We start from the raw sequence: 25,242 nt of genomic DNA on the forward strand, positions 1-25,242 counted from the left end.
TGCGAAAGGATAATGAGTCTACTTTTGATATCTAAAATTTTCAATAGTGGTATTAGAAAAGTGTACTAAGATGTCTTGATCACATACTCCATTGCCTCCTTTTTGTTGCTGACACCGAGCTTATTATAGATATTGCCAAGATGAAACTTGACCGTACTTAGACTGATAAATAATTGATCAGCCAACTCTTGATTGGTTTTTCCTCTCAGACTTAAGTCCATGATTTCATATTCTCTACTTGTCAATGGGTTGAAGAGCCTTTTGTTTAGTTCCTCTCTATCCAACTCCAATTTGAAACTATTTGGCCCATTGAGTAGCTCGATGTATCTAGTTTGAAGGGCCTCCAATTGACTCTCTTGGGCTAGTCTTTCTGCCTTGTAGTACTTGATACGCAATACATATATGATAACCGCTGCGATCAGCACAATTACAGCAAAAACACTGATTACCAACATTATAATCCTTGTGTGATTCAATTCTACCCGCTGCATCTCATATTCAAGATTCAATCGTTCTATTTCAGCTTCCTTGAGTGAGGTTTCAAATTTCAAATGAAGATTGGCTATTTGTTTGGACTTTTCGTCATTGAATATTTGCTCATACAAAGAATGGTATCTGGCCATAAAACTGTAGGCACCTTGATAATCACCCATCTCCAGATATATGCTTTTAAGCAATTCTAAACTATATGCGAGTTCTGATGGGGTATGATTGTCTTCAAAAATATCCATGGCTTTCTTTGCCATATCGAGGGCTTCAGGATATTTCTGTTGTGCTAGGTAATTTTCGGCCATACTACCCAATACCTGACCATAGGCTGATTTATATCCTAGATTGTCATACACTTTCAGTGCACGTAGATAGTATGATTCTGCTTGCAAGTATGATTGACGTTCCATAAAATGCGTCCCGATATTGAGTAGGGCATTGCCAATGCCTTCTTCTTCATTCAATTCTTCAAAAATGGCCAAGGCTTGAGAGTAATATTCCAACTCCATGTCTATCTCATTTTGATAGTATGCAATCATTCCCAAATTATTGAGTGCATGACCTTTGCGGTATCGCTCACCCATTTGATCAGCTTTTTGTACTGCTCTTTCGAAATAGATTCTCGCCTGCTCATAATCCTCATTGTACATATAATCAATGCCTAGATTATTGTATGCGTCAAATATAATTTGATTATTTTGGTGTTTTTCACCTTGTATCAAGGCCTGATACGAGTAATGCACAGCACTATCATATTGTGCCTTGTAACTATAAATTGCAGATTTGACGATGTAAGCTTCTCCCTTATACTCATCCAAATCTGCAGTATTCAAAAGTTTTAGGACTTGATTGATTACAATCATGGCACTATCAGGACTGGCATCCATCATTTCTCTCGCCTGCTCTATATCCGATTGTATTCTATCTGTGGATACCAATTGCGTAGCACTTGGATGAGCAATCAAGCTATCAGTATTTTCACCTTTTCGATCATTTGAGATCACAGCCCCTACAATCGGGTGAATATCCAATAGCACTACAAGGCAGACCAGTCGAAAGGTTAGGTTTAAGATCGACATAGCACAAAGCAAACATTAAAAAGACAAATCTACAACTGACGATTACTCATTGCTCAATTTATCAAATTGCTCTTTCTTTCGGATTTTGATCAATGAATCAAATTTTCTTTTGACGGAAATGTTACTATGGATTAAATCATTGACCACTTTGTATGGAATGGACATCAATTCCAAATCAGTGTACGCTGAAACAGTACCTTCATTGGCAGAATTGTTGATCAACTCCATTTCTCCAAACAATTCTCCTTTTTTAGCTGTCCCTACAAAAACCTTTTTTCCTTCATCATTGACATGAATAGCCGCCTTGCCCTTGACAATCATGTGGACATGTTCAGAAAAATGATCCTGTTGCACAACTACTTCCCCTTTGCCGTAAATATTGTACTCCGAATTATTGATTAACTCCTTGAGTTCATTGACGCTGAGGCCTGAGAAAACAGGTGAATTCAAAATCAACTTGCTCTTGCCAAGAAGATAACTTTCTTTGTCAAAATCCTCGACAGTCCATGGCTTGCTAAAGGAGACGGCATTAGGCAGGCGAATGTTGTTTCTCTTCGCTCCATACCATATCTTGGTGTACAACTCATCCTTGATCATTTCGGATTCCCAAAAGTCATCGATAAAGTAAAGTACTTCATAGTCTACTTTGTGCATGTCAAACTTCACGGTCTTGACTTCATACGCTGGGGTCTTTCTGATTTTTTCAGTATTGACGATTATTTCTTCTATGATTTGTTTCACCTGATTGGGAGGAGATATATTATTGAACGAAACCATGATCGTCTCTGCATGGAACTTGTTGGGTCGTGAATAATTGAGAAACACCTGCTTGCTCAAGAATGAGTTGGGTACGCTGATCATGTCATTCTGACGATTGACTATCCTGATAGCTCTCCAGTTGATCTCCACGATCTTGCCATAATGAGTTCCTACCTGAATCCAGTCCCCAGTCTGAAAGGGACGCTCATAGACCAGTGAGATACCAGCAAACAGGTTGCTCAAAGTGTCTTGCAAGGCCAGCCCCAACACCAATGAAGTCACCCCTAACGCCGTAATCAAACTGCCTAAATCAGACCCCCAAATCTCAGAGGCAACTACTGCAAAACCAATCGCTATGACTATCATACGCATGATCTGTTGGAGCAACTTTGGCACACGCGCCTTATGATCTTCTTTGATGTCCGAATCCGTAAAGAAAATTTGATTGATGAAATTAATGAATAGGTATAAACCTAATATCCAAAGTACAGTCTCGTACAGTTTGATAAACACAGAAGGAAAATCGTAAGGGATAATATTGACCAATGCCAAATAGACGGTTAGCATTGGCAGGAATACATTTTTTAGCAGACTCAGGGTCGCTACCGAGGGATGGTTGACTTTTTTGAGTCTGTTGTTGATCTCACTGGTGAGAATAGCCAATAAAGGATACAACGTGGCAATCAAAATGCCCCAAAAGGTGATGTTATCTTTTTCCATTATACTATTTCTCTATTGACAGCCTCTGTTACATTCCACACTTGCATTCCTTTGAGATCTTTGACACCTACCTTCTCCTCCATCTCAAAAATATCAACTAGATTTTCATGAATAATGGTGCTTACCAAAATCTCACCATCTTCTGCATACTCTGACAGGTATTTTACAGTGTTAATTGCTTCACCCCAAACATCATATTTGGCTTTCCTTCGTCCTACCAAACCTGCAAATACATCTCCTGAATGGACGGCTACAGCAAGACCCAGTTTTAAATCATTAGTATCACAATAATGTTCGACAATTCTCCTCATTTCTATCGCATAATTGACGATGGTTGTGCTATGATCCAGTTTGGGCATCTCTACCCCGCTCACTGCGAGATAGTTGTCTCCTATACTTGTGACTTTTTCAATATCATACTGTTCGCCTAGATTATCAAATGCCTCAATCAAGTCATTCAGGATACGGATGGATTCACGGGGAGGTAGTTCCCTTGCCAAAGCGGTAAAGCCTGTAATGTCTGCATACAGTGCAGTCACATTGCTCTGTCTGATGATCAAATCTGTTTCTCCTGATTTCCATCGTTCGATAAACAACTCAGGCATAAGGTTGGCCACCAAACCATCAAATCTATCATTGACATGTGTCAATTTCTTGTCGTAATCTTTGATACTATCAGCTATGATGTTGAATGATTTTGCCAATACTTCAAACTCATCAAAAGTCTGAATCTTTACTTTGGCATTGAGATCACCCTCACTGATTCTTTTGGCACTTTCTATCAACTTAAATATAGGTCGCGTGAACAAGGAAGAAGAAAGCATCCCTATCGCTGTGAAGAGTATAATGGCGATAACCAATATCGTAATCACAAATTGTCTATATCTATGCAAATCTTTCAATCCTTCGTCAGCATCTTGCTCTGCGATGATAGCCCAATTCAATCCGAATTTTTCGAACGGGGCGTACGAGCTCAATACTTCCTCGCCTCTGAAGTTTTCTATGATCTTGTGACCCGTGATACCTGACAGTGCTTCTTCCACTGCTTCAGTTTTGACGTGTTGAAAGAATACAGAAGTTTTGAATCGCTCGATCATCTGAATTTTGGTATCGACATCACCTACTTCCTTGATCATTTTCACATAGGTATCAGGATCTTCCAAAAGCATGCGGTTATCGTTTCGCATATAAAAATCTGACCCTACCAAGTATATCTCCCCTGTCTTGCCCAGACCATCATCTTCCCAATCTTCACCAGCACTCATGATTTGATTGACACGACTGATAGGCATTTGCAAGGCTACAATCCCTACAAAGTCGTCGTTGTTGTACACAGGACAAGCGACAAACGAAGATGGCGCGCCATAAGAAGGTCGATACAATTCGAAATCCACAAACTTTCCTCCATGAATATCCTTGTTGTTAAGGATTGAGTTGACCAATTGTCCCAGATTGCTAGTACTGTAAGGGCCTTCTTTGAGGTTGGTACCAAAGTCTGCTTCCTTCTTAACGGTATAGACCACATTGCCTTTGGTGTCTATGAGTAACACATCGTAGAACTTCATCTCACTCATGAAATTTTTCAACCTTCGATGAGCCACCGCAGCGACCTTGTCATATTCCAGACCAGAATCTATTCTATCCAGATTTTCCTTCTCTCCTATGGGATGAGGGTTGTTGGCGATGTACTTGTATTGTAGCAGCTTCCCGGCTGGACTTTTAGGGATATAAAGCTTCTTACTTTTATAAATATCAATATTAGATTCTAACCGATCCAAATACTCCTCATAGAAATCATCCAATTTCTTCTCTTGATTCCAAGTGATCTTGGTGTTGTTTAAGTCTTCGTACAAATCGCCAAACTTGCTGAGAGCCATCGAAACAGTAGAATCCTTGCCGAGATATTCTACCTGATCCTTGATACTCGCAAAATAGCCATCGATGTGGTATTCTCTACTACTACGCAAAGAGGTCAACTGAGCGTAGACACCTTCGGTGATCGCATTTTTGGCACGATAGTAACTAAACAAAGACACAATCAAAGTACTAACTACACTTACCAATACAACGATAACTGTGAGTTTGGACTGGATACTCACAGAGACCAGTCCCCTACTTTGCTGATACATTAATTTGAGTTTGTTGATCATAGGTTGTGAATGATAAGGAAGCAAATTAGCCAAAAATTCTAATGGTCATTGAATTTATAATTTGAGAATTTAAAAGCAAAGCAAATTCAAAATTTATGAGTTAAAAACCTTAAAACCAGCTGACGTAATGTCTCACTAAAAATGGTGATTTTTTTCTTTAGCCATTTTTGGCGATGTATAGCAGATACCTAATGTTCATTTTTGCACTATAGTCATATATAATATGAAAATAAATGAATAGAATCCCTAGATTGATCGTCCTCGCTCTGATTTTTCTTTCTCCCTTCTTTTTACAAGCTCAGTGCTTTGATGTGCCAGAACCAGACATCAATGGGCTGAATGGAATACGACTCAATGAAATTAATATTGGCGACAAATTTGGCAATGCAGTGAGTAGTGCAGGTGACATCAATGGTGACGGAATAGACGATATCCTCATCAGTGCACACCAAGCCCACGATCTCATCAATTCCGTAGATGATGTTGGAAAAGTCTATGTGGTATTTGGACAAGCTGGATTGGTATCCCCCTACGACCTCACATCACTAGATGGATCCAATGGCTTTGTCATACGTGGAGTAAAAAACACAGACTACTTAGGTACTTCGATCAGTAAATTGGGGGATTTTAATCAGGATGGAATCGACGATATCATCATTGGGATTCCCAACTACATTAAATCCACATCTGTTAAATCTGGAGCTGCGATGATCTTGTATGGAAAATTGGGTGCATTCCCATCAGAAATAAGCTATGAAGATCTGGATGGAAGCAACGGCTTTATAATTGAGGGAGAAGCCGCAGGAGACAGGTTTGGTTCGTCAGTCAATGAATTGGGGGATGTCAACGGTGATGGTCATCCTGATTTAATTGTAGGTGCACCCAATACTACCAATAGTTCCATCTATGCCGCTGGAAGTGCGTACGTGATTTTTGGAAACAGCAGCATGCCCGCCATCTTCAATAGCAGTGATATCAATGGTAGCAATGGCTCTGTCTATAAGGCAAACATCTCCTCCTACCTAATGGGCAATGCAGTATCTACAGTTGGGGACATCAATGACGATGGCATCAATGATATAGCCATATCATCGCATAGTGCCTCCAATGGTGCTCTAACGTACGCTGGATTGACCTATGTGGTCTATGGCAAGAGTAGTTATACTCCTGTATTTGAGTTGTCAACCGTAAATGGCAGCAATGGATTTCTTGTGAGAGGAGCATCACAAAGTGCCTATCTAGGGTTAGAAGTAGGCTTTGCAGGTGATCTCAACAATGATGGCATTGACGACATGGTGATTGGCGCTCGTGGTGCCAAAGTCAACGACAAGCAAACAGGGTCAGCTTATGTAATATTTGGGAGCACCAGTCCAACTGCTTTCCCTCTCAATTATGATTTAACAAACCTGGACGGTAGCAATGGGTTTGTTATCCAAGGTAGCGAACAAAACAATGATAATCTAGGATATAGTGTAGCCTATGCTGGAGATATCAACAATGACGGTATGGACGACTTGATCATAGGTGCTACATACGGTGGTCGAGGTTTTGTGGGTACTAGCTACGTCCTATTTGGCAAAACAGGAGGCTGGTCATCGTCGATTACAGCCAATAGTTATATAAATGGCAGCAATGGTTTTCAGGTGTTCAATACTGAAAGATTCAGATCCCTTTATGGGGCATCTGTAGCAGGTCTTGGAGATGTCAATGGGGATGGAAACGATGATTTCATAATAGGAGGACCTAGTCCCTTCGCATCATTTAATGGCAAGGTAACCGTCGTGTACGGGGAAAGTATGGATTTGATCGACGACATAGACCCAGCCATCACTTGTCCCTTGGACAAACAATTATTCATAGGATCAACCCTCCCTGATTACACAGATGATGTCAGTGCCACTGACAATTGTACCTACAAAGAAAACCTAATCATCACCCAATCTCCAGCCCATGGGACGCTATTTACAGGTACCATGACAGTGACGATCCATGTCTCTGATTTGAGTGGAAACTCGTCCTCTTGTGATTTTTCTGTCACACCCAATACCCCCAATCCTGACAGAACATGTGCAAGCACAAGTCTAAATACAAGTAAGCTAAATGGAACAGATGGATTCTTGGTGGAAGGAAAAAAAACCACTTCTAACCTAGGTTCTGATGTCAACTATGTGGGTGATTTCAATGGAGATGGAATAGATGACTTCATCGTTGGAGCCCCAGGAGCGACAGCTTCATTTGTCGGAGAATATAGCAGCATGTCAGAAACTGTATCGGGCACTGCCTTTTTGGTATTTGGTAGAGCTGATGGCTTTCCAGCTTACCAAGACATGGCCTTCTTAGATGGTACCAACGGTTTTGAGATCGGAGATTTCAGCAATGCTTTCACCAATAGTATGCGTCCAGGTTATACTGTCAATGGCATTGGAGATATCAATGGTGATGGGTTGAACGACATTGCTATCGCTGACCCGTTCGAATATTGTGTACTGGGCCAAGAGTGCGGTTATACCTTCGTCATATTTGGCAGCAGTACATTTTCAGATGCCACCTTTGATATTGGCAACCTTGATGGCAGCAACGGATTTATCTTGACAGGACAAAACTGGAGTCAATCTGGCATGGGAATGAGTGGCATGGACATCAACGCAGATGGTTATTCAGATCTAGTCATAGGTGCCAGAAGTGGGTCACTTAGCCTAGATGGTAAAATTTATGTACTATTTGGCAAGAGTTCACCTTTTGATGCTTTGATTAGTTATGCCAGTTTAGATGGTTCCAATGGATTTATTATTGAGGGGGACAATAGCGTCATGGGTGACATAGGCCAATACCTAACCAACCTTGGCGATATCAATGACGATGGGATTGATGATTTAGCCCTTTCTAATAACAACAACCGTATCTACATTTATTACGGTCATACTGGAGTCTTTACCTCTCCATTTCAAATAGCCGATCTGGATGGCTCTAATGGATTTACCATTGATGAAACGTCTGGTATTACAAACTTGAAAATGGTTTATCATGCAGGAGACATCAATGATGATGGGATCAACGACGTACTCATCAGAACTTCCAGTAGTTCAATATATGCCCTATTTGGAAAAAACACCTTCACGAGTTCGGTCATGCTCAATGACCTAGATGGTAGCAATGGATTTGTATTAACTGGTTTTGGATCGAATAGTTATGACATTCAAGGCGGTGGGGATTTTAATGGAGACGGAATAGAAGACTTTGTGATTGGCCCCAAAATCATTTATGGCAGATCATCATGGCCAGCAACCCTAATACCAGGTGATTTGAAACCAGGTCAATACTACCAAACAACCACTCATAGTGAATCGGTCAGTATCCTAGGAGATATCAACCATGATGGATTGAGTGATTTACTAAGTGGCAAATCCACCTATCATCAGTATTCGGCAAACAGTCAATTTAATGACCCTGGGTACATGTATGTCATATTTGGTTTTGCAGCTACTGATGTGACTGATCCTGCCATCACCTGTCCTACTAATCAAGTGGTGACCGCTGGTTCTGCGCTGCTAGACTACACTGGTGACGCAGTTGTATCTGATAATTGTGATGATGCACCAACCGTAAGTCAATCGCCAGTAGCGGGCACGATTGTCACTGGTTCTACTGACGTCACACTCACGGTCACTGATGCTTCTGGGAACTCATCATTTTGCACATTCAATGTGAACACCACTGTAGATTTGGAAGATCCTGTAATCACCTGTCCAGCTGATCAAAATGTAGATTGTAATACTGTACTAGTAGATTACACCAGTAGTGCTACTGCCACTGACAACATGGACACGAACCCTGTGATTACTCAATCTCCTGCTGTAGGTACAACCATAACAGACGGTATGACAATCACCATGACAGCAACTGACGATGCTGGCAATACAGATCAATGTACCTTTGTGATCCACATCAACGCAGACAATACAGATCCAGTAATCGCCTGTCCATCAGATCAAACAGTCATCTTGGGGGATGTACTGCAGGATTACGCCAGCACAGTGACTGTCTCGGACAACTGTGATTCAGCACCAGTAGTCACGCAAGCACCCTCTGTAGGATCAGCTATTACAGATGGTATGTTCGTTACCTTGACTGCTACTGATGCCGCTGGTAATTCCAAACAATGCTCCTTTCAAATCAATATTACAACTGATGTCACCAGCCCAGTAATCACCTGTATACCAGACCAAAATGTAGATTGCAATACTGTGTTACTGGATTACACCAGTAGTGTAATTGTCACAGATGATCTAGATCCGAATCCAGTGATTACACAATCACCAGCTGCAGGATCTGCTATCACAGCAGGCATGACAATCACCATGACTGCAACAGATGATGCCGGTAATACGAATCAGTGTACTTTTCTCATCGACATCAATCCAGACACAACTAAGCCAATTATGACTGGTGTAAGTAATCAATCAGTAGATTGTCATGAGACACTTCCTGATTACACTACTTTATTTACCGTCTCAGACAATTGCGACACCAACCCTGTCGTGACTCAATCTCCATCGCCTGGAACCAGTGTCTCAGATGGCATGACCGTGACCTTAACAGCCACAGATGTAGCTGGAAACCAAGATGATTTCACCTTTCTTGTCACAATTATTGCTGATACAGAGGCTCCCGTGCTCTCAGGAGTCACTGACCAAACGCTGGACTGTGATGATATACTTCCAGATTACACTGCTACATTTACGCTCACTGACAATTGTGATGCTTCGGCACATGTAAATCAATCTCCAGCAGCTGGTAGCCCTGTCACTTCTGGCATGACTGTCACGTTGACTACAGAAGATACGAATGGAAACACCCAAGATTTTACCTTTGGCATTGTATCCCAAGACCTCATGGCTCCTACATTCACTTGCCCGACTGATCAAGTAGTTGCTTGTGGCTCTTTGATTCAGGATTACACTTTGATTAGCATAGCTGATAATTGTGATCCTTTCCCTACGCTTACACAGTCACCAGCTGCTGGGTCTGCCATCACTGCAGACATGGTTATCACTTTGAAAGGTCAAGACGCTACAGGAAATGAAACGGTATGTACATTCAATCTCACAACTGTAGATGATCAAGACCCAAGTCTTGTGTGCATGCCGACTCAATATGTGGCTTGTGGTAGCACAGTCATAGATTATAGCACAGCAATCCAAGCTACTGACAACTGCTCCAGTTCATTGGTTTATACACAAACACCTACAGTTGGTAGCCCAGTCGTAGATGGTATGACCCTCTCAATCCAAGCTACAGATGAAGAAGGAAACACCGCCAGTTGTGCGTTTCAGATCCAAGTTGAAGCTGACAACATCGCACCTACTATGGACTGTATGGACAGTTTTGAAATCACCTGCGGAGATAGTTTGGAAGACCTTGCTTCCAAAATCCGCGGTACCGACAATTGCTCTGAAACAGTGCTTATCACTCAATCTATCCCTGCAGGGACTAGCATCATTGATCAGACAGAACTCACATTGACTGCAGTTGATGAGGCAGGGAATAGCAATAGTTGCAACATCACCATATATGTCTCAGATATCGAAGTAGAAGCTGGTGAAGATCGTGTCATCAGTGAAGGTCAAAGCATACAATTGACGGCACTACCCGACCAAAATGGCAGCTACGAATGGAGTCCAAACTACAATCTGTCTGACCCCAATGCAGCCAATACAAAGGCATCACCAGCACTGACCACCACATATTACCTGCATTTCATTTCCGACAAAGGTTGTGAGGCTGGGGACTATGTAACCATAGAAGTAAATGAACCAGGTTACCAAAACGGCTTCTCTCCAAACAATGATGGATTCAATGATGCATGGCATATCAAGGGTATTGAAAAGTACCCCAATAATACAGTCACTATTTACAACAGATGGGGAAACAAGGTATTTGAAATATCTGGCTATGACAACCAAACACGGTATTTCGATGGACATGCCAACAAACTTCAAGGGCTGGGTGCAGGTCTGTTGCCAGAAGGTACCTACTTCTATCATATTGCTATAGATGGTGAAAATGAATTGGTAAAAACAGAAGGTTACTTGATTGTCAAAAAATAACATGAAGAAAATAATCAAAGCAAGCATTATCAAAATCATAGTTGGTCTATGTGCTGTCATCTCGGCAAATGCGCAACAAAATCCAGTGCTCTCTACCTACACTTACAATTTGATGACTGTCAATCCAGCCTACTCAGGTTATCACCAAACGCTAGATATCAATTTGGAAGCTACCCGCACACTTCCACAAACCGAAGGAACTCCTCAATTCAGCAGTTTCACTATCAACGGACCACTTGGAGACAAAAGGGTGGGCATAGGCGGCAGCATTCTCAATGACAAAATTGGGGTGTATCAAAACACAGAGATCATGGCTTCATACTCCTACAAGCTTTTTTCAAGGAACAGAAATTCCTATACCAGTTGGGGTTTCTACCCCAAGGTTGTTTCTTTTGGGATTCAAGCAGGGTTGAGTCATATTCAAGAAGATTTGCTTAGCCTAGGCATCAGCAATGATCCTGAATATGCTCAAAACATCAATGAATACACACCAACTATCGGTGCAGGGATATTTGTGAGTCAAAAACATTTTTATCTGGGTCTATCGGCTCCTAGGATAGTTGGTTCGGTATTTACCAGTAAAAACAATGTGGAATTGCAAAACCACTATTATCTACAAATGGGATACAAAGCCCTGATCCATCAGGATGTTTTTATCAAACCTGCCCTACTCGTTAAGTATGTAAAAGGAGCACCTGTACAATTTGACGGCAATTTCGTCTTTGAGTTTTATAGAAAGGTTGAAGTTGGAGTAGGATATCGCTCCATAGCAGGTATCAATTTCTTGGTAGGTATTCACCTTTCGGACAAATTTCTGCTCGTATATCATTATGATACCATCATTGACAACAACCAGCCAGAAATTGGCAATTCTCATGGACTCATGCTCAATTTCAAACCATTCAACCAAAACTGAATGAAACTTGACCCGCTATAAAAACCAAAACCCGGTGAAGCCGGGTTTTGGGCTGAGTCAGTACGAAACCAATCTCCTCCATGTCGATCGAACCGTGTCGATCCTGTATTTAAATTTAGCGAAAACATAGGAAATCGAAAAATAGATTCCTGACTTATCTTGAAAAAATCATGAGCCTCTCTGTTGATTCAAAGTCCGTTTCATTGGTTGAGTACAATAGGATCAAAAAAAAGCACTTGAGTCTTTCGATCAAGTGCTAGTATGAGATAACAACCTATCAAGTTATCTTTCCGTGTTTCCGTCAAACCAATCAGAAAGTTTATAAAACAATCCCATTGAGTTTCCTTATTTCTAAAATTAATCAGCCCAAACCTTATGGTTTTTAGCTGCAGGACCTTTCAGGTTCTTTCTGTTTGACACCAAAGTCACCTCAGTGTACTCTTCTTTGTTCTTCTTATCCCAAGCTTTTTGGTTCTTGGCAGTAGGACCTTGTACCCTTTCAGCATCTTTAGACTTCATGCTTATAGTCGTTTCAGTTTTTTCCTTATCCTTCCAAGGTTTATAATTTTTTGCAGCGGGTCCTTTAAGTCCATTTCTTCCTTGTGCAAAACTGAATGATGCAACAAGTACCAATGCGAGTGTTATTATTATAGTTTTCATAGCTCTATATTTAAGTCTTTACGTTTTTGCTTTCTACTCAATTATACGAGCTATATGGGGCTATTCCTCTCTAAGAATTTTTGTAAATTTTTCTACCACCATATCCCTACGCATGACATCAGTATAAATACTGAGTAACTCTAAAAACATGGCTTTTCGGGGCTATGAGCATGAATTTGTCAGATGTCGTTGAGCAGCCAAATTGATGAAGATCAGCAGTGAAAAACAGAAAAAGCACTTGATCCTTCCAACCAAGTGCTAGTTTCAGATAACACCTATCACGCTATCTTTCCGTACTTCTTACTTTTGATTTGCAGTACCAGAATCCTTTGCTTTTTTAGTCATCATGGTACCTTCACTGTTGTATGATTTGCTATCTGACCATACTTTGTAGTTCTTAGCTGCTGGTCCTTTTAGATCGTTCTGACCAGAAACAACCGCAACCTCAGTGTACTCAGCTTGATTTTCTTTATCCCAAACTTTCTGGTTTTTGGCTGCTGGTCCTTGTACGCGTGTAGCGTCTTCAGATTTCATAGCAATGGCTTGTTCAGTTTGGTTTTTGTCTTTCCAAGGCTTGTAGTTTTTAGCTGCTGGACCTTTGAGGTCAGTTCTTGTTTGTGCGAAACTAAATGAAGCAACTAGTGTCAATGCGAAGGCAATTATTAAGGTTTTCATAGCTCTATATTTATGTGTGTATTTTTTATTCTCTACACAATTATACGAGCTATATATGGCCACTTTTCTCTAAGAAATTTTGTAATTATTTCTCCATATAAATCCTGAGTTAAATCATCCGTATAAATACGGATGATTTAGATAATACTTAGCTTGGTTGCCTTTTTGATCAATTCAGCAGTGTTTTTCACGTCCAACTTCTTCATCATGTTGACTCTGTGCGTCTCAACAGTACGTGTACTGACAAACAATTTTTCCGCAATTTCCTTGGTTGTCAAGCCATTGGATATCATTTCTAGGATTTCTGACTCCTTTGCTGATAGTTTTTTGGGTTGATTTCCTTCCATTGCCATGATGTTGATCATGCGTTCTGAAATTTCGGAGTTAAAATACTTTTGTCCTTTAAATACAGCATTGATAGCTGTGGTCAGCTCCTCTTCATCCGTATTCTTGAGCAAATAACTATAGGCACCGCCTCTGACACACTTCACGATATAGTTGCCATCGTCATGCATGGACAGGGCGATGGTCTTGATTTTTGGATAACTCTTTTTTAGTTCCTTCAAAACTTCAAAACCATTCATCTCTGGCATAGTCAGATCCAAGAGCAACACATGGGGACAATCTCCCTGTTCCAAAAACTCAAACAACTCCACGCCGTTGCTCAATCCAGCTAAGACTTCAAAATCTTCATTGCTAGATAGCAAGGCGGTCATTCCGTCACGAAACAACTGGTGATCGTCCACTAATACTATTTTAATCTTCATACTATCATATTGGTATTTCCACTTCTACTTCGGTGCCCTGGTCGTCGGCATGTATCGTAAAGTAACCATTAAATACTTCTACCCTTTCGCGGATATTGCTTAGCCCCGAACCCAATTTTGCTTCATCTACATTGAATCCCTTCCCATCATCTCTATAATATAAACTGATCTTGTCGTCAAACTCGGTCAAGGACAATCTAATGTTGTTTGCTTGGGCGTGTTTCAAGGTATTGTTGATCAATTCTTGACACACCCTAAAGATGCAAATATTCATCTCCGAATTCAACTTAGAGTCATCATCTCTTGTCGAATTGACATAGTGAATTTTCAAAGGAGATGATTTTCTAATCAATTCCACAAAATTTTCTAAGGCCTTGCCCACACCAAAATCAATCAAAGCGTGGGGCATGAGGTTGTAGGACATGCTGCGAATCGTTGAAATGGTTTCATCTACCATCTTTTTGATCTTTTGCTTTTCAATATCCTCTAGATCTGCTGACTGTACACTGAGTTTAAGTGTAGTCAGTAGAGGTCCCAGTCCATCATGTAGCTCTCTGGACAGACGCTTTCGCTCGTTTTCTTGTCCTGTGATCAACGATTGTTTGGACAACAACCTGTTCTGTTCTTCTTTCTTTTTGAAGTCAATTAGACGCTTTTGCATCAGAGTGAGTGATTGTCCCAGCACATCACTGTCTCCAGACAATTTGTGATTGGCTTCCAGATTCATCCTACCTAGCTCATGTGAAAACTGAATCGCACCATTGATAGAATTCTTTAATTCATCTAGCGCGATAAACATCTGATTGATCTCCATCGCTGGATAAAATTTGCTAAAGCTGATATCAAACTGACCCTGTGACATACTGTGCAGAAGGTCTCTCATTTTGATCAGGGGTTTGGAAAATATATCCGTGAGAAAAAAGGACAAGGCTACCGACATGATCAAAACCAGTACGGTAATCATCAGCAATTTGATCCTCAATTCACTCAGGGGTTTGTTTACTTCCTCTACATCCATCTCGGACAGAATGCCCCAGTTGAGATTGGCAATTTCAATCCGCTGGTATGCACTGAACACCTCTACTCCCCTGTAATCTTTGAACACTCCAGTACTATCTTGACCTGCCAAAGAACTATCCACCCCTCGGGTATGAGCAAAAATACTAGAGGGAGTTTGGCCAGGAAAAAAGCGTGAAACCGACCTCAAAGAAGAGTCCCCACCTACCAAATAAGTCTCTCCGCTATTTCCCATCCCTGTGCGTTCTAGCAAAATCTCCTGAATCCTAGGCATTCGTTTCACCTCCACTCTGTATTCTCCTCCGATTAGCGTCTGGATAAATGCCAATACAATCTCTCCTTGCTCGTCACACTTACTCACATCATAGATTCCCGAAAGAATGTCTCGCTGACCAAAACTGAACTCTTCACAGAGATACTTTTCAGGATCAGTGGTATAAAATTCATCTTCAACCTCAGTTTCTCTCCTCGAAAGGAAGGCCTGCCACTCAGTTTCTAAATAATGCTCAATCTGAACACATTTCAAATTCTTGATAGAAGCCAAATGCAAGAGCACACGGTCATTGAGTGCCTGCTGAAACTGCTGGTAAAAAAATACCGAAAGTGCAGACACGGTAAGCAAGATCAACATATTGATCATCAATGTGGTCCACAACCGAATACTGACGCTTTTCATATCAAAAGATTGGTGTTTTTGAAATTGATCCCAATCAATCAAATTGGGTTTCAAATTATTGCCAATAATAATTCATACCAAGTAGAATTATAGCTGACACCTAAAACTATGTTTCAAATCAGGTTATTTTCTGCGATACGTAAAATTACTTATCCTTGTGGTTGGTTTAACCGATTGTAACAATCAAATATTAGAAAATGAATCGAAAATTTCTACTCTTGGTCAGTGCGGCACTGACTCTTCCACTACTTTCCCAAGCACAGACACCTACATTGGATACTGGTGACACAGCTTGGATGTTGATCTCAACTGCCTTGGTTATGCTCATGACTCCAGCTGGCCTGACACTTTTTTATGGGGGTCTGACTCGTAGAAAAAGTGTTCTGAACACAATAGGAATGAGTTATACAGCTTTCTGTACAGCTACAATTGTTTGGGTTGTAATCGGATACAGTTTGGCTTTTAGTGAGGGAAACGGTTTTATCGGTGGGCTAGATTACTTCATGCTCCATGGGATTAAAATTGATGACCTGTACGGCAGTATACCAAATGTGCTATTCATCATGTTTCAAGGAACTTTTGCAGCGATTGCTGTTGCTTTGGTCAGTGGCTCTATCATAGAGCGTGTCAAATACTCTACATGGTTTATATTCTCCATCCTATGGGTCATGTTTATCTATGCGCCCATTGCTCACATGGTTTGGGGTGGTGGTATCCTCAGTGATCACGGCGAACTGGATTTTGCTGGGGGTACCGTGATTCACATCAATGCAGGTATTTCTGGGTTGGTTTTGGTTTTTTTATTAGGAAACAGAAAGGGACACAAAGAGATTGAACACAGGCCCTCTTCTACCAAGCTCATGCTGCTGGGGAGTGCCTTGCTATGGTTTGGCTGGTTCGGATTCAATGGAGGCAGTGAACTTGCTGCTGATTTTATAGCTGCCAATGCCTTGCTTGTGACCAACGTAGCTGCCGCAGCTGGCGGATTGGCATGGCTCATTATTGAATGGCTATCTACTGACAAAAAACCCACGCTATTGGGATCCGCATCTGGAGTGGTCTCTGGATTGGTAGGTATCACACCTGCCTCAGGATATGTAGATGTGACAGGTGCTTTGGTGATTGGTACCATAGCAGGTATGATTGGCTACTACGGTGTGGTCAAGTTAAAAAACCTGCTGGGCTATGATGATACACTCGATGTGTTTGGCATTCATGGTTTGGTTGGGATATTCGGAGCGATTGCTACTGGATTTTTGGCCAACCCGGAGATCAATGGCAAAGCGGGTCTATTCTATGGCAACCCTGGTCAAGTCATTCCTCAGTTAGTGGCGGTCGGTGCTACAATTATTTATTCTGGAGTAGGCTCAGCCATACTATTCAAAATCACTGCCTTCATCACTGGAGGAGGACGGATTGAAGGTGCGCTAGAAGATCAAGGAATGGATCTGGGTTACCACGGAGAAGAGAGTTTTAATATAATCGAAGATTCAAACACAGTGGCAGGTACTCATTGAGTGTTTCCCTATTGACCGAAAAAAGAAAAGGAGACAGTTTTCAAAGACTATCTTTCCAGGTGAAAGAATCATGGCCTTCGAAACTGCCTCTAACTCAACTACTCAACGCATTAACTCGCCGATCAGATCGACGTATCGCAGTTAGTATCAAAACAACTATTACCCATTAAGAGAAATACTTTTTCAGGATTTTTTTATCCTCATTCGGATTAAAAAATCGCTCGCGCATCATCATCGGAAGAGTGAATCCTTGGAATAATATAGAACACACAATCACCACATAAGTCATCGTGATCATCATTTCCTTCCCAGTAAAATGATCCAATGCTAAGATCAATGCAATCGGCAGACCACCCCTAAATGCGCTCCAGGTCATCACTGACACAGTGTTTTTATGAAATGCTACGTTTTGTGAGAGCATCTTGACTGGCAGGTAGACACTCAACCATCTACCAAACCATACGATATTCACCGCCAAAAATCCTACAGCAAAATAATCCATGCGCCATTCTATCACGAGCATTTCCAATCCCATCAACACAAACAAGAGCACTGCCATGGTCTGTTCCATCAGGTTCCAAAACTTGTACACATAGGCATTGACTACACCTTTGCTCGACTCGTCTTTCTGATCCACTCTCCCCAAATTGCCAATCATCAAGCCCATAATCAATGCTACTAGCTTTGAATAAATGGCAAAATATTCTGAGATAAAAGATCCTACCATCACCATCGCTATTGTGATCAAAACCTCAATATGCATTTCATCATTGTCAATGTAGTTGAGGATCAAATAACCGATATATCCCATACCTATACCAATAGCTACACCACCCAGTATTTCGATCGATACGACTCTAGCTACCTCCAGTAGGATCATTTCGTGTCCCTCTGAGACTTGCATAATATGGTATAGGACAAAAGCCAAGACTACCGAAAATGCGCCGTTGAAGAGGGATTCACCTTCTACTTTCATCTCTAGAGATTTGGGTAGAGGAAACTTGCCTGTAATATTTGTAGCTGATATGGGATCTGTCGATGAGATCACCGCTCCAAATACCAAACTAAACATATAGCTCATCTCGATGTGTAGGAAACTCAAGATAAAATAGAGCAGAGATCCAATGACAAACGTAGACAACAGTGCACTGACTATGGACAGTACGATTACCGTTACTTTCAAATTGCCTAGTCGTTTCATATTCATTTTGAGACCACCAGCAAACAGTATCACACTGATCACCACTTGATTCAATACATCTCGGAAATCAAATTCCTTGATATGTTGTGCCAAATTGAGATGAGGAAACAAAAGAGCAATCATCAACACGGTGAAAGACATCAACAATGTGAGGATGATCATACCTACAGAAGACGGGAGCTTCAGATAAAAGGTATTCAAGAAAATAAATAGTCCAGACAGAAAGATTAATACGGCTACTACGTCAAATAAGTGCATAACATTTCATTTTTTGACAATGATAGAGCTTAAATCCATCACGCTTCATGTCAGAATAATGGTAAATTATTCTCCGTATATATACTGACCTGAACTCAAAAAACTACCTCTAAGCTATTTAAACAATGATTTCATGAAAGAAAAGCAGGCTCGGTGACGCACCAAATGTACACATCGAACCTGCACGATATAAGTATAATAAACTCGGTACGAGTATTTTTAAGACCCCTGGTGCTACACAAAAAATCAAAGTACGTGCAATCATTGTGGATTCAAATTTCAAAAAATAAGTGATAGATTTTAAGTTGACTGTAGCGCAAAAAAAGTCGGATTGAAAGAGAGAATGCAGGACATTCTTTGGTAAAAGCAGAATAGGTAGCGTGAAGAAATGGTATGAGATGAGTACCCTTAAAACTATCATTTCCTCCTACAATAGAGCTAATCCCTTCATTTTTGGAGTCTTCACTTTCGAGATGCTCTTCAGTATCATTCTGATCTATTTGGACAGGTTCTTTATCCACTAGCAATAGTTGACACCAAAAGAACTCCGAAGTAGTGAAAATAAGGAGGATTGATAAAAAAATACGGTGCTGTTTATTGATCATTTGCTTCATCAAAAACCTAGTATCCCGTACCTTGTGTTAGGTATGTTCAACTGTTGTCTTCTTGAACAAATTCAACAATACAATCTGTAGAAAACCTGAATTTTTATTCCAAATGAAAAATAATTTGCACCAACATGATCTGAGGCATCCTGTACCCCAACAAATAGTCAGTGCAATTTCTTCAAAACCTAGCGATCAATAATTAATCCACGTCATCCGCATACGGATCATCATAGTTGTCATTGTCTGTCAGGTAGTCTACATCTGAGTGTCTCTCTTCATAGTCGTCCCTTACTTCTTCTTTGAGCTGTCCATCATCGTCAAAATCATCGTCCTCTTCAACGATCCGTTCAGCTTCTAATATTGACATCCTAATCAAATAGATCTTGTCATCTGTTTCGAATCTGAGCGCACTGACATTGATACCATCTTTGTTGGTGTATTTGATCAAGTGACGGCTGTATCCTCCAGGATATACCAATTTGAGTTGTTCTTTGAGATCGTCACTGAGTTTCTCGTACTCTTTGGTGACTTTCAATTTATTTGTTTCCATCTGTCGTTCTGTTTCTACGGCGGAAAGATTTATCGAAATGTCGAAAATTCAAACTCTAAAGCAAGATTTATTCTACCAAACCCAAACTTTTTTCTCTATTTCATACTTGCTAACCTATTCATAAATCTAAGGACGATTGTTCAATTTGCTCATGATCAGGCGCATATCGGAGGAAGAGAATTTTTACGACTTTTGATAATAATTTTGAACCCATCGATCCTTCAATTACCCAAGCATTGCGTGCCATAAAAAAACTGCGTCCATCTGCCACGGAGGGTAAGATAGACGCAGTTCCATTTGGGATAATGTTAGAAACGCTCTAGTCGCCTGCCTAGCGATCAATTGACGACCGAGTTGACGAGCATTTCTAATGCTACGCGTTTCTCTTCATAATTGAGCGTTTTCCCTTTGGCGTTTTCTAACAAAGCAAGCATTTCTTCTTGGTTGCCTAGCGGTAAAATATCTTCTCTACGATCAATTTCACCTACCCATTTCACGACATTGTGAATGGCATTTCTTTGGATTTCTCTATCGATTGAAACATTCATGGTTTTATTATTTAAGTTAGAATTTGTAACGCAAACCGTCTACCAAGGGATGTGCCATTTCATATAGGCAAAATGCCTATTTTCCACCTCAGACCATTAAAACTGGTTTTTATTTCGATTTGAAAGGAAAGAACCTAACTTCGCCCGATGAAAATTTCAAACAACTCAGTAGTATCCATCACCTACCAATTAAAGGAAAGTAATCAGGAGGGTGAAATCATTCAAGAAGTAGACAATCAAGAGCCATTTGTGTTTTTGTTTGGAGCCAATCAGGTATTGCCTCAATTCGAAGTAAATCTTCTCGATAAAGAAGTAGGCGCAACATTTGAATTTGGCATCAAGAGCGAAGATGGTTATGGAGAAACCAATCCAGACGCAATCGTAGACTTGCCGATCAATATCTTCATGGTAGATGGTAAACTAGCTGACATGGTACAGGTCGGGACTTTCTTGCCAATGAATGACCAAGAAGGCAATCCTATGCAAGGCTTGGTTTTAGAAATTGGTAAGGAAACAGTCAAAATGGATTTTAATCATCCCATGGCAGGCATGGATTTGCACTTTACTGGAAAAGTAATCGCGGTAAGAGCAGCCACAGCAGAAGAACTAGATCATGGCCATGTACATGGCGAAGGTGGTCACCACCACTAAAAATTACAACAGGTTTCGACAATAGGCCTCCCCTGTTGTCGAAACACTAATACCTTGCTCCTCTCGCAAGAAATTTGACTCCCTTCATAATTTCGCAGTCCTTATATCCAGCGCAATTCATGTCCTTTGACCCATATAGCATAGACCTCCCCATCACGGAGGTAATCAATCCTACCAAAGAAAATCTGCAAACGCAGAACACCCTGATAGTACACGCTCCTCCTGGTGCAGGTAAAAGTACGCTCCTCCCTCTCGCCTTGCTCAATGAATCATGGCTGACAGGCAAAAAAATCATCATGCTAGAGCCGAGGCGACTGGCCGCTCGATCCATCGCAGAGAGAATGTCACAGCTGCTGGGAGAGCAAGTGGGTCATACTGTGGGATACAGAATCCGTTTTGACAACCGCGTGAGCACTGATACCAAAATTGAGGTTGTCACCGAAGGAATACTCACCAGAATGCTCCACAGCGACAATGCCATCGAAGACGTAGCACTGGTCATCTTTGACGAGTTCCACGAGCGCAGCATTCATGCCGATGTGGCGCTGGCCCTCTGCCGAGAAGCACAAGCTGTACTCAGACCTGATCTCAAAATCATGATCATGTCAGCCACACTCAACATCACCGAACTCACCCAGTTGCTCAACGCTCCCCTAGTAGAAAGCAAAGGGCGACAATATCCAGTTGACATCCACTACGAAGGAGAACAAGACGAATGGATGATGCCAGAAATAGCCGCTCGTCAAATCAGTAAAGTTGTGAAAAAACATGAAGGAGATGTCCTCGCTTTCTTTCCTGGTCAGGGAGAAATCATGAAATGCGAGGAGATCCTGCGAAAGGAACTCAGAGACTTTGCCATCCATCCTTTGTACGGTTCTTTGCCACAAGGCAAACAAATGGCTGCCATCCTACCCAACAAACAAGGCAAACGAAAAATCGTGTTGGCTACCTCACTGGCGGAAACGAGCTTGACTATAGAAGGAATCAAAGTGGTCGTGGACACGGGTTTTGGTCGCAGTTCCAAATTTGATCCCAAATCTGGATTGTCACGACTAGAAACCGTCCAGATCAGTCAAGATGCTGCAGATCAACGGGCAGGTAGAGCAGGACGACTCAGTGCGGGGGTATGCTATCGCCTATGGTCAAAAGCCACACAATCACGAAGACAAAAACATCTGACACCCGAAATCATGGAAGCCGATCTGGCCTCTTTAGTTCTGGATATGGCACAATGGGGTATCAGCAACGTACAAGAAATGACTTGGCTCACTCCCCCACCTCAGGCAGCCATTCACCAAGCACAAGATCTACTGCATCAACTCGAAGCTCTGGAGAATAACAAAATCACAGAACACGGCCAAAAGCTACATCAGCTGCCTTGTCATCCACGTATTGCACACATGCTATTGATGGCGCAGGAGCAAGATTTGGTTCCGCTGGCCTGTGACATTGCTGCCTTATTGGACGAACGTGATCCATTGGGTAGAGAAGCTGGAACCGACATCAATGAAAGAATCATTGTACTCCGGAGACTGAGGGGTGAAAACCGTCTAAGCAAGAACTTTGCGCGGATAGAAAAAATTGCCAATCAATACCGACAGTTGTTTGGGGAAGCAGCAGATGACGGCAGTTTTGACCCTTACGAGACAGGCATTCTCTTGTCCTATGCTTATCCAGAACGCATCGCATTTGCCAGACCTGGCAACAATGCACAGTTTCAACTATCCAATGGCAAATATGCCATGCTGGGACACAGAGATGATCTAGCCAACGAACCCTGGCTGGCCATTGCTCACATGGACGCCAGAGATGGATTGGGCAAGATATTCATGGCTTCACCGCTCAATCCGCGTGATCTCATGCCCTTGGTCAAGGAGAAGGAAATTATCACATGGGATACGCGTCAGGGAGGCTTGATTGCATCATTGGATATGCGAATTGGGAGCATCACGCTGCGTTCTACTCCCTTGCCTGATCCTGATGAGTCGCGCTTGGTAGAAGCCATTTGTCATGCTCTAAAGAAGGAAGGTGAACGCCTGCTCAATTTTGATAATGAAGTAAAAAAATGGCAAAACCGTGTACTCAGTTTACGCAAGTGGAATCCCGCTCAAAGTTGGCCTGACGTGAGCACTCCCACCCTACTAGCTACCAATAGCGAGTGGCTCGCTCCCTATCTTGATGGCATCAAAAGACCAGAAGAGTTAAAAAAAATCAATCTAAAGACAGTTTTACAACACTCTTTGAATTTTGAATTGCAAAGTCAGTTGGACAAACTAGCCCCAGAAAAAATTGATGTGCCGAGCGGATCTAAAATTCAACTAGACTACCGCAGTGATGGTTCTGCACCCATCTTGGCAGTCAGGTTACAAGAAGTCTTTGGACTGGCTGAAACGCCAAAAATAAATGAAGGCAAAAATGCCGTTTTAATGCACTTGCTGTCACCAGGATTCAAGCCTGTTCAGATCACGGGTGACTTGAACAGCTTCTGGAACAATGCTTATTTCGAGGTAAAGAAAGATCTGAAAGGTCGCTATCCCAAGCACATATGGCCTGAAGACCCTTGGAATGAACAAGCCATTAGTGGAGTAAAGAAGAGGAAGTAGGCTTTATTGGTTTCTAAGGCCAGTGCATTGTAGCTTGTCAAACTACAAATTTTCAGGTAGACACTTCTCAGGCAGCGCATCATATTCAGTTGGAAAATAGGCTTTCAGGACTCCTACATAATAATTATGTGGCTTGTGCTGAAAGAACATGGGTGGCTTCTTGTACAAGCTATTATCCAAAAAGTAGCCGTTTTCATCTTTAGCAACTACATTAGCCAAAGAATCATAATTTACGACAGCCCAGTCTTTTAGAAGTTTAGGATAATCAAAAGGTCTCAGTTGAATACGATTACCTGTTACAGCATAATTGATATCATTGACATAAGCAGGCAAAATCACTTTACCTAAATCTTTGATTAGCCTATCATTGGCAGATGCACTTATTGATTGGATGTAACTGGTAGCTGTTTGTTCAAAAGTCTGGAAAAAGGCACTTTTCAATAAACGTTCGGTACTGAACCCTTCTTCATCACCCAAAAGTGAAGAAATGCCCTCCTTAGAAAAAAGTTTCTCCTCCATATAATTGACAGGCAACCTAGGTACAGGATCAGCTGGATTGATAATACTGAAACTCAAATAGGTACTGGCAAAACGCTGGTTATATTCCTTGGCAAAAGCCTTGTTTCCGATCATGGGATTGGCAAATGCGTACGTTTTGAATCTATTGTGAGAGGCAATCCTGTCAGATGGTAAGCCTTCCAAATAAGCCAGCAACAAAGCTGCCAACGCACCTCCTTGGCTATGACCTGTTAGATAAATATCGTAGATACCCATGGCATTGAGGTACTTGACCTGCATCAAAATCGATTGGTGCAAAAAAGCCAGTCCCAACACATACCCTGAGTGAACTGCAGCTGCAGTGTCCTCGGCCAGTTTGTATTCAAAAACATCATTTTGTATGATGATTTTACCTTGTGCAGGAATCATAGCTGATTCGATATTGGCCAACCAACTCTTTTGATCTGCGGTAGACCCTCTAAAGCAGATCACACCTGTTTTACCCTTGACATAGACTTGGTATTTGTTATCCATCCCAAACACCCCCGAGGTAAATTCTTTCTTGTATCCAACAGGAATAATATCACTGTCATCGTCATAAAGATCCAAGAACGTAAAACTGTTGCTCAAGGCAATCATGTCTCGTGCTTCCTTCGGAGAAAAACCAGATTGAATCTGTGCACTGAGTGGAAACTGAAGAATGATTAAACAATAAAGAGAGACTAGGTATTTTTTCATCATAAACTACTTTGAATGTAAGTATTAAGAAAATACCGTACCAAGTTCACAATCT

At 41.4% G+C, this 25,242-nt stretch carries 16 protein-coding genes; 5 read left to right on the forward strand and 11 right to left on the reverse strand.

Going from position 1 to position 25,242, the window contains the following annotated elements:
* Positions 1 to 65 precede the first annotated feature (65 nt).
* From N6H18_RS14960 to N6H18_RS14970, 3 genes are read right to left on the reverse strand one after another with little or no spacing between them, the layout of a single operon-like run.
* The gene (locus N6H18_RS14960; RefSeq protein WP_262309086.1) at positions 66 to 1,568 is read right to left on the reverse strand and encodes a helix-turn-helix transcriptional regulator; all 1,503 of its coding nucleotides are present in this window, start codon (positions 1,566 to 1,568) and stop codon (positions 66 to 68) included.
* A 42-nt stretch (positions 1,569 to 1,610) separates the two neighbouring features.
* Complete coding sequence (locus N6H18_RS14965) at positions 1,611 to 3,047, reverse strand: mechanosensitive ion channel family protein (protein ID WP_262309087.1); 1,437 nt, start codon at positions 3,045 to 3,047, stop codon at positions 1,611 to 1,613.
* On the reverse strand, positions 3,047 to 5,197 hold the full coding sequence (locus N6H18_RS14970; RefSeq protein ID WP_262309088.1) for an adenylate/guanylate cyclase domain-containing protein: 2,151 nt from the start codon (positions 5,195 to 5,197) through the stop codon (positions 3,047 to 3,049). Before N6H18_RS14970 ends, N6H18_RS14965 begins: the two co-directional genes overlap by 1 nt.
* A 233-nt stretch (positions 5,198 to 5,430) precedes the next feature.
* On the opposite strand from N6H18_RS14970, the gene N6H18_RS14975 reads away from it, so the two are divergent.
* Positions 5,431 to 11,304, forward strand: a complete 5,874-nt coding sequence (locus tag N6H18_RS14975; protein ID WP_262309089.1) for an HYR domain-containing protein — start codon at positions 5,431 to 5,433, stop codon at positions 11,302 to 11,304.
* Position 11,305: 1 nt separating this feature from the next.
* On the forward strand, positions 11,306 to 12,220 hold the full coding sequence (locus N6H18_RS14980; RefSeq protein ID WP_262309090.1) for a PorP/SprF family type IX secretion system membrane protein: 915 nt from the start codon (positions 11,306 to 11,308) through the stop codon (positions 12,218 to 12,220).
* Between the two features lie 357 nt (positions 12,221 to 12,577).
* Here the strand turns inward: N6H18_RS14980 and N6H18_RS14985 are convergent, their stop codons facing one another.
* The 4 genes from N6H18_RS14985 to N6H18_RS15000 all read right to left on the reverse strand — a co-directional run bounded on the left by N6H18_RS14985 (position 12,578) and on the right by N6H18_RS15000 (position 16,015).
* Positions 12,578 to 12,880: a hypothetical protein gene (locus tag N6H18_RS14985; RefSeq protein WP_262309091.1), complete on the reverse strand. Its 303-nt coding sequence runs from the start codon at positions 12,878 to 12,880 to the stop codon at positions 12,578 to 12,580.
* A gap of 300 nt (positions 12,881 to 13,180) precedes the next feature.
* On the reverse strand, positions 13,181 to 13,555 hold the full coding sequence (locus N6H18_RS14990; RefSeq protein WP_262309092.1) for a hypothetical protein: 375 nt from the start codon (positions 13,553 to 13,555) through the stop codon (positions 13,181 to 13,183).
* Positions 13,556 to 13,692: 137 nt separating this feature from the next.
* The gene (locus N6H18_RS14995) at positions 13,693 to 14,322 is read right to left on the reverse strand and encodes a response regulator (RefSeq protein WP_262309093.1); all 630 of its coding nucleotides are present in this window, start codon (positions 14,320 to 14,322) and stop codon (positions 13,693 to 13,695) included.
* 4 nt (positions 14,323 to 14,326) lie between these two features.
* Complete coding sequence (locus N6H18_RS15000) at positions 14,327 to 16,015, reverse strand: sensor histidine kinase (RefSeq protein WP_262309094.1); 1,689 nt, start codon at positions 16,013 to 16,015, stop codon at positions 14,327 to 14,329.
* A gap of 197 nt (positions 16,016 to 16,212) precedes the next feature.
* Between N6H18_RS15000 and N6H18_RS15005 the strand changes: the two genes are divergently transcribed.
* A complete protein-coding gene (locus tag N6H18_RS15005; RefSeq protein ID WP_262309095.1) occupies positions 16,213 to 17,532 on the forward strand; it encodes an ammonium transporter in 1,320 nt (439 codons plus the stop codon).
* Positions 17,533 to 17,698: 166 nt separating this feature from the next.
* On the opposite strand, the gene N6H18_RS15010 is transcribed toward N6H18_RS15005, so the two are convergent.
* The 3 genes from N6H18_RS15010 to N6H18_RS15020 form a co-directional block, all read right to left on the reverse strand.
* Positions 17,699 to 18,991 (reverse strand): cation:proton antiporter, encoded by a 1,293-nt coding sequence (locus N6H18_RS15010; RefSeq protein ID WP_262309096.1) that lies wholly within the window; start codon positions 18,989 to 18,991, stop codon positions 17,699 to 17,701.
* An 807-nt stretch (positions 18,992 to 19,798) separates the two neighbouring features.
* Complete coding sequence (locus N6H18_RS15015; protein ID WP_262309097.1) at positions 19,799 to 20,149, reverse strand: hypothetical protein; 351 nt, start codon at positions 20,147 to 20,149, stop codon at positions 19,799 to 19,801.
* Positions 20,150 to 20,487: 338 nt separating this feature from the next.
* Positions 20,488 to 20,697, reverse strand: a complete 210-nt coding sequence (locus N6H18_RS15020; protein ID WP_262309098.1) for a hypothetical protein — start codon at positions 20,695 to 20,697, stop codon at positions 20,488 to 20,490.
* Between the two features lie 147 nt (positions 20,698 to 20,844).
* On the opposite strand from N6H18_RS15020, the gene N6H18_RS15025 reads away from it, so the two are divergent.
* Positions 20,845 to 21,348 carry an FKBP-type peptidyl-prolyl cis-trans isomerase gene (locus N6H18_RS15025; RefSeq protein WP_262309099.1) on the forward strand — a complete coding sequence of 168 codons (504 nt, stop codon included), beginning with the start codon at positions 20,845 to 20,847 and terminating at the stop codon, positions 21,346 to 21,348.
* Between the two features lie 119 nt (positions 21,349 to 21,467).
* Positions 21,468 to 23,951, forward strand: a complete 2,484-nt coding sequence (gene hrpB, locus N6H18_RS15030; protein WP_262309100.1) for an ATP-dependent helicase HrpB — start codon at positions 21,468 to 21,470, stop codon at positions 23,949 to 23,951.
* A 42-nt stretch (positions 23,952 to 23,993) separates the two neighbouring features.
* Here hrpB and N6H18_RS15035 read toward each other — a convergent pair whose 3' ends face one another.
* Positions 23,994 to 25,190, reverse strand: a complete 1,197-nt coding sequence (locus N6H18_RS15035; protein WP_262309101.1) for a lipase family protein — start codon at positions 25,188 to 25,190, stop codon at positions 23,994 to 23,996.
* Positions 25,191 to 25,242: the final 52 nt, after the last annotated feature.

The sequence above is a fragment of the Reichenbachiella agarivorans genome (genome assembly GCF_025502585.1).
Classification (GTDB): Bacteria; Bacteroidota; Bacteroidia; order Cytophagales; family Cyclobacteriaceae; genus Reichenbachiella; species Reichenbachiella agarivorans.

Excerpts from the sequence above, each read along its gene's own strand:
- N6H18_RS14960 (WP_262309086.1), bottom strand. The coding sequence starts at position 1,568 with ATGTCGATCTTAAACCTAACCTTTCGACTGGTCTGCCTTGTAGTGCTA.
- N6H18_RS14965 (WP_262309087.1), bottom strand. The coding sequence starts at position 3,047 with ATGGAAAAAGATAACATCACCTTTTGGGGCATTTTGATTGCCACGTTG.
- N6H18_RS14970 (WP_262309088.1), bottom strand. The coding sequence starts at position 5,197 with ATGATCAACAAACTCAAATTAATGTATCAGCAAAGTAGGGGACTGGTC.
- N6H18_RS14975 (WP_262309089.1), top strand. The coding sequence starts at position 5,431 with ATGAATAGAATCCCTAGATTGATCGTCCTCGCTCTGATTTTTCTTTCT.
- N6H18_RS14980 (WP_262309090.1), top strand. The coding sequence starts at position 11,306 with ATGAAGAAAATAATCAAAGCAAGCATTATCAAAATCATAGTTGGTCTA.
- N6H18_RS14985 (WP_262309091.1), bottom strand. The coding sequence starts at position 12,880 with ATGAAAACTATAATAATAACACTCGCATTGGTACTTGTTGCATCATTC.
- N6H18_RS14990 (WP_262309092.1), bottom strand. The coding sequence starts at position 13,555 with ATGAAAACCTTAATAATTGCCTTCGCATTGACACTAGTTGCTTCATTT.
- N6H18_RS14995 (WP_262309093.1), bottom strand. The coding sequence starts at position 14,322 with ATGAAGATTAAAATAGTATTAGTGGACGATCACCAGTTGTTTCGTGAC.
- N6H18_RS15000 (WP_262309094.1), bottom strand. The coding sequence starts at position 16,015 with ATGAAAAGCGTCAGTATTCGGTTGTGGACCACATTGATGATCAATATG.
- N6H18_RS15005 (WP_262309095.1), top strand. The coding sequence starts at position 16,213 with ATGAATCGAAAATTTCTACTCTTGGTCAGTGCGGCACTGACTCTTCCA.
- N6H18_RS15010 (WP_262309096.1), bottom strand. The coding sequence starts at position 18,991 with ATGCACTTATTTGACGTAGTAGCCGTATTAATCTTTCTGTCTGGACTA.
- N6H18_RS15015 (WP_262309097.1), bottom strand. The coding sequence starts at position 20,149 with ATGGAAACAAATAAATTGAAAGTCACCAAAGAGTACGAGAAACTCAGT.
- N6H18_RS15020 (WP_262309098.1), bottom strand. The coding sequence starts at position 20,697 with ATGAATGTTTCAATCGATAGAGAAATCCAAAGAAATGCCATTCACAAT.
- N6H18_RS15025 (WP_262309099.1), top strand. The coding sequence starts at position 20,845 with ATGAAAATTTCAAACAACTCAGTAGTATCCATCACCTACCAATTAAAG.
- hrpB (WP_262309100.1), top strand. The coding sequence starts at position 21,468 with ATGTCCTTTGACCCATATAGCATAGACCTCCCCATCACGGAGGTAATC.
- N6H18_RS15035 (WP_262309101.1), bottom strand. The coding sequence starts at position 25,190 with ATGATGAAAAAATACCTAGTCTCTCTTTATTGTTTAATCATTCTTCAG.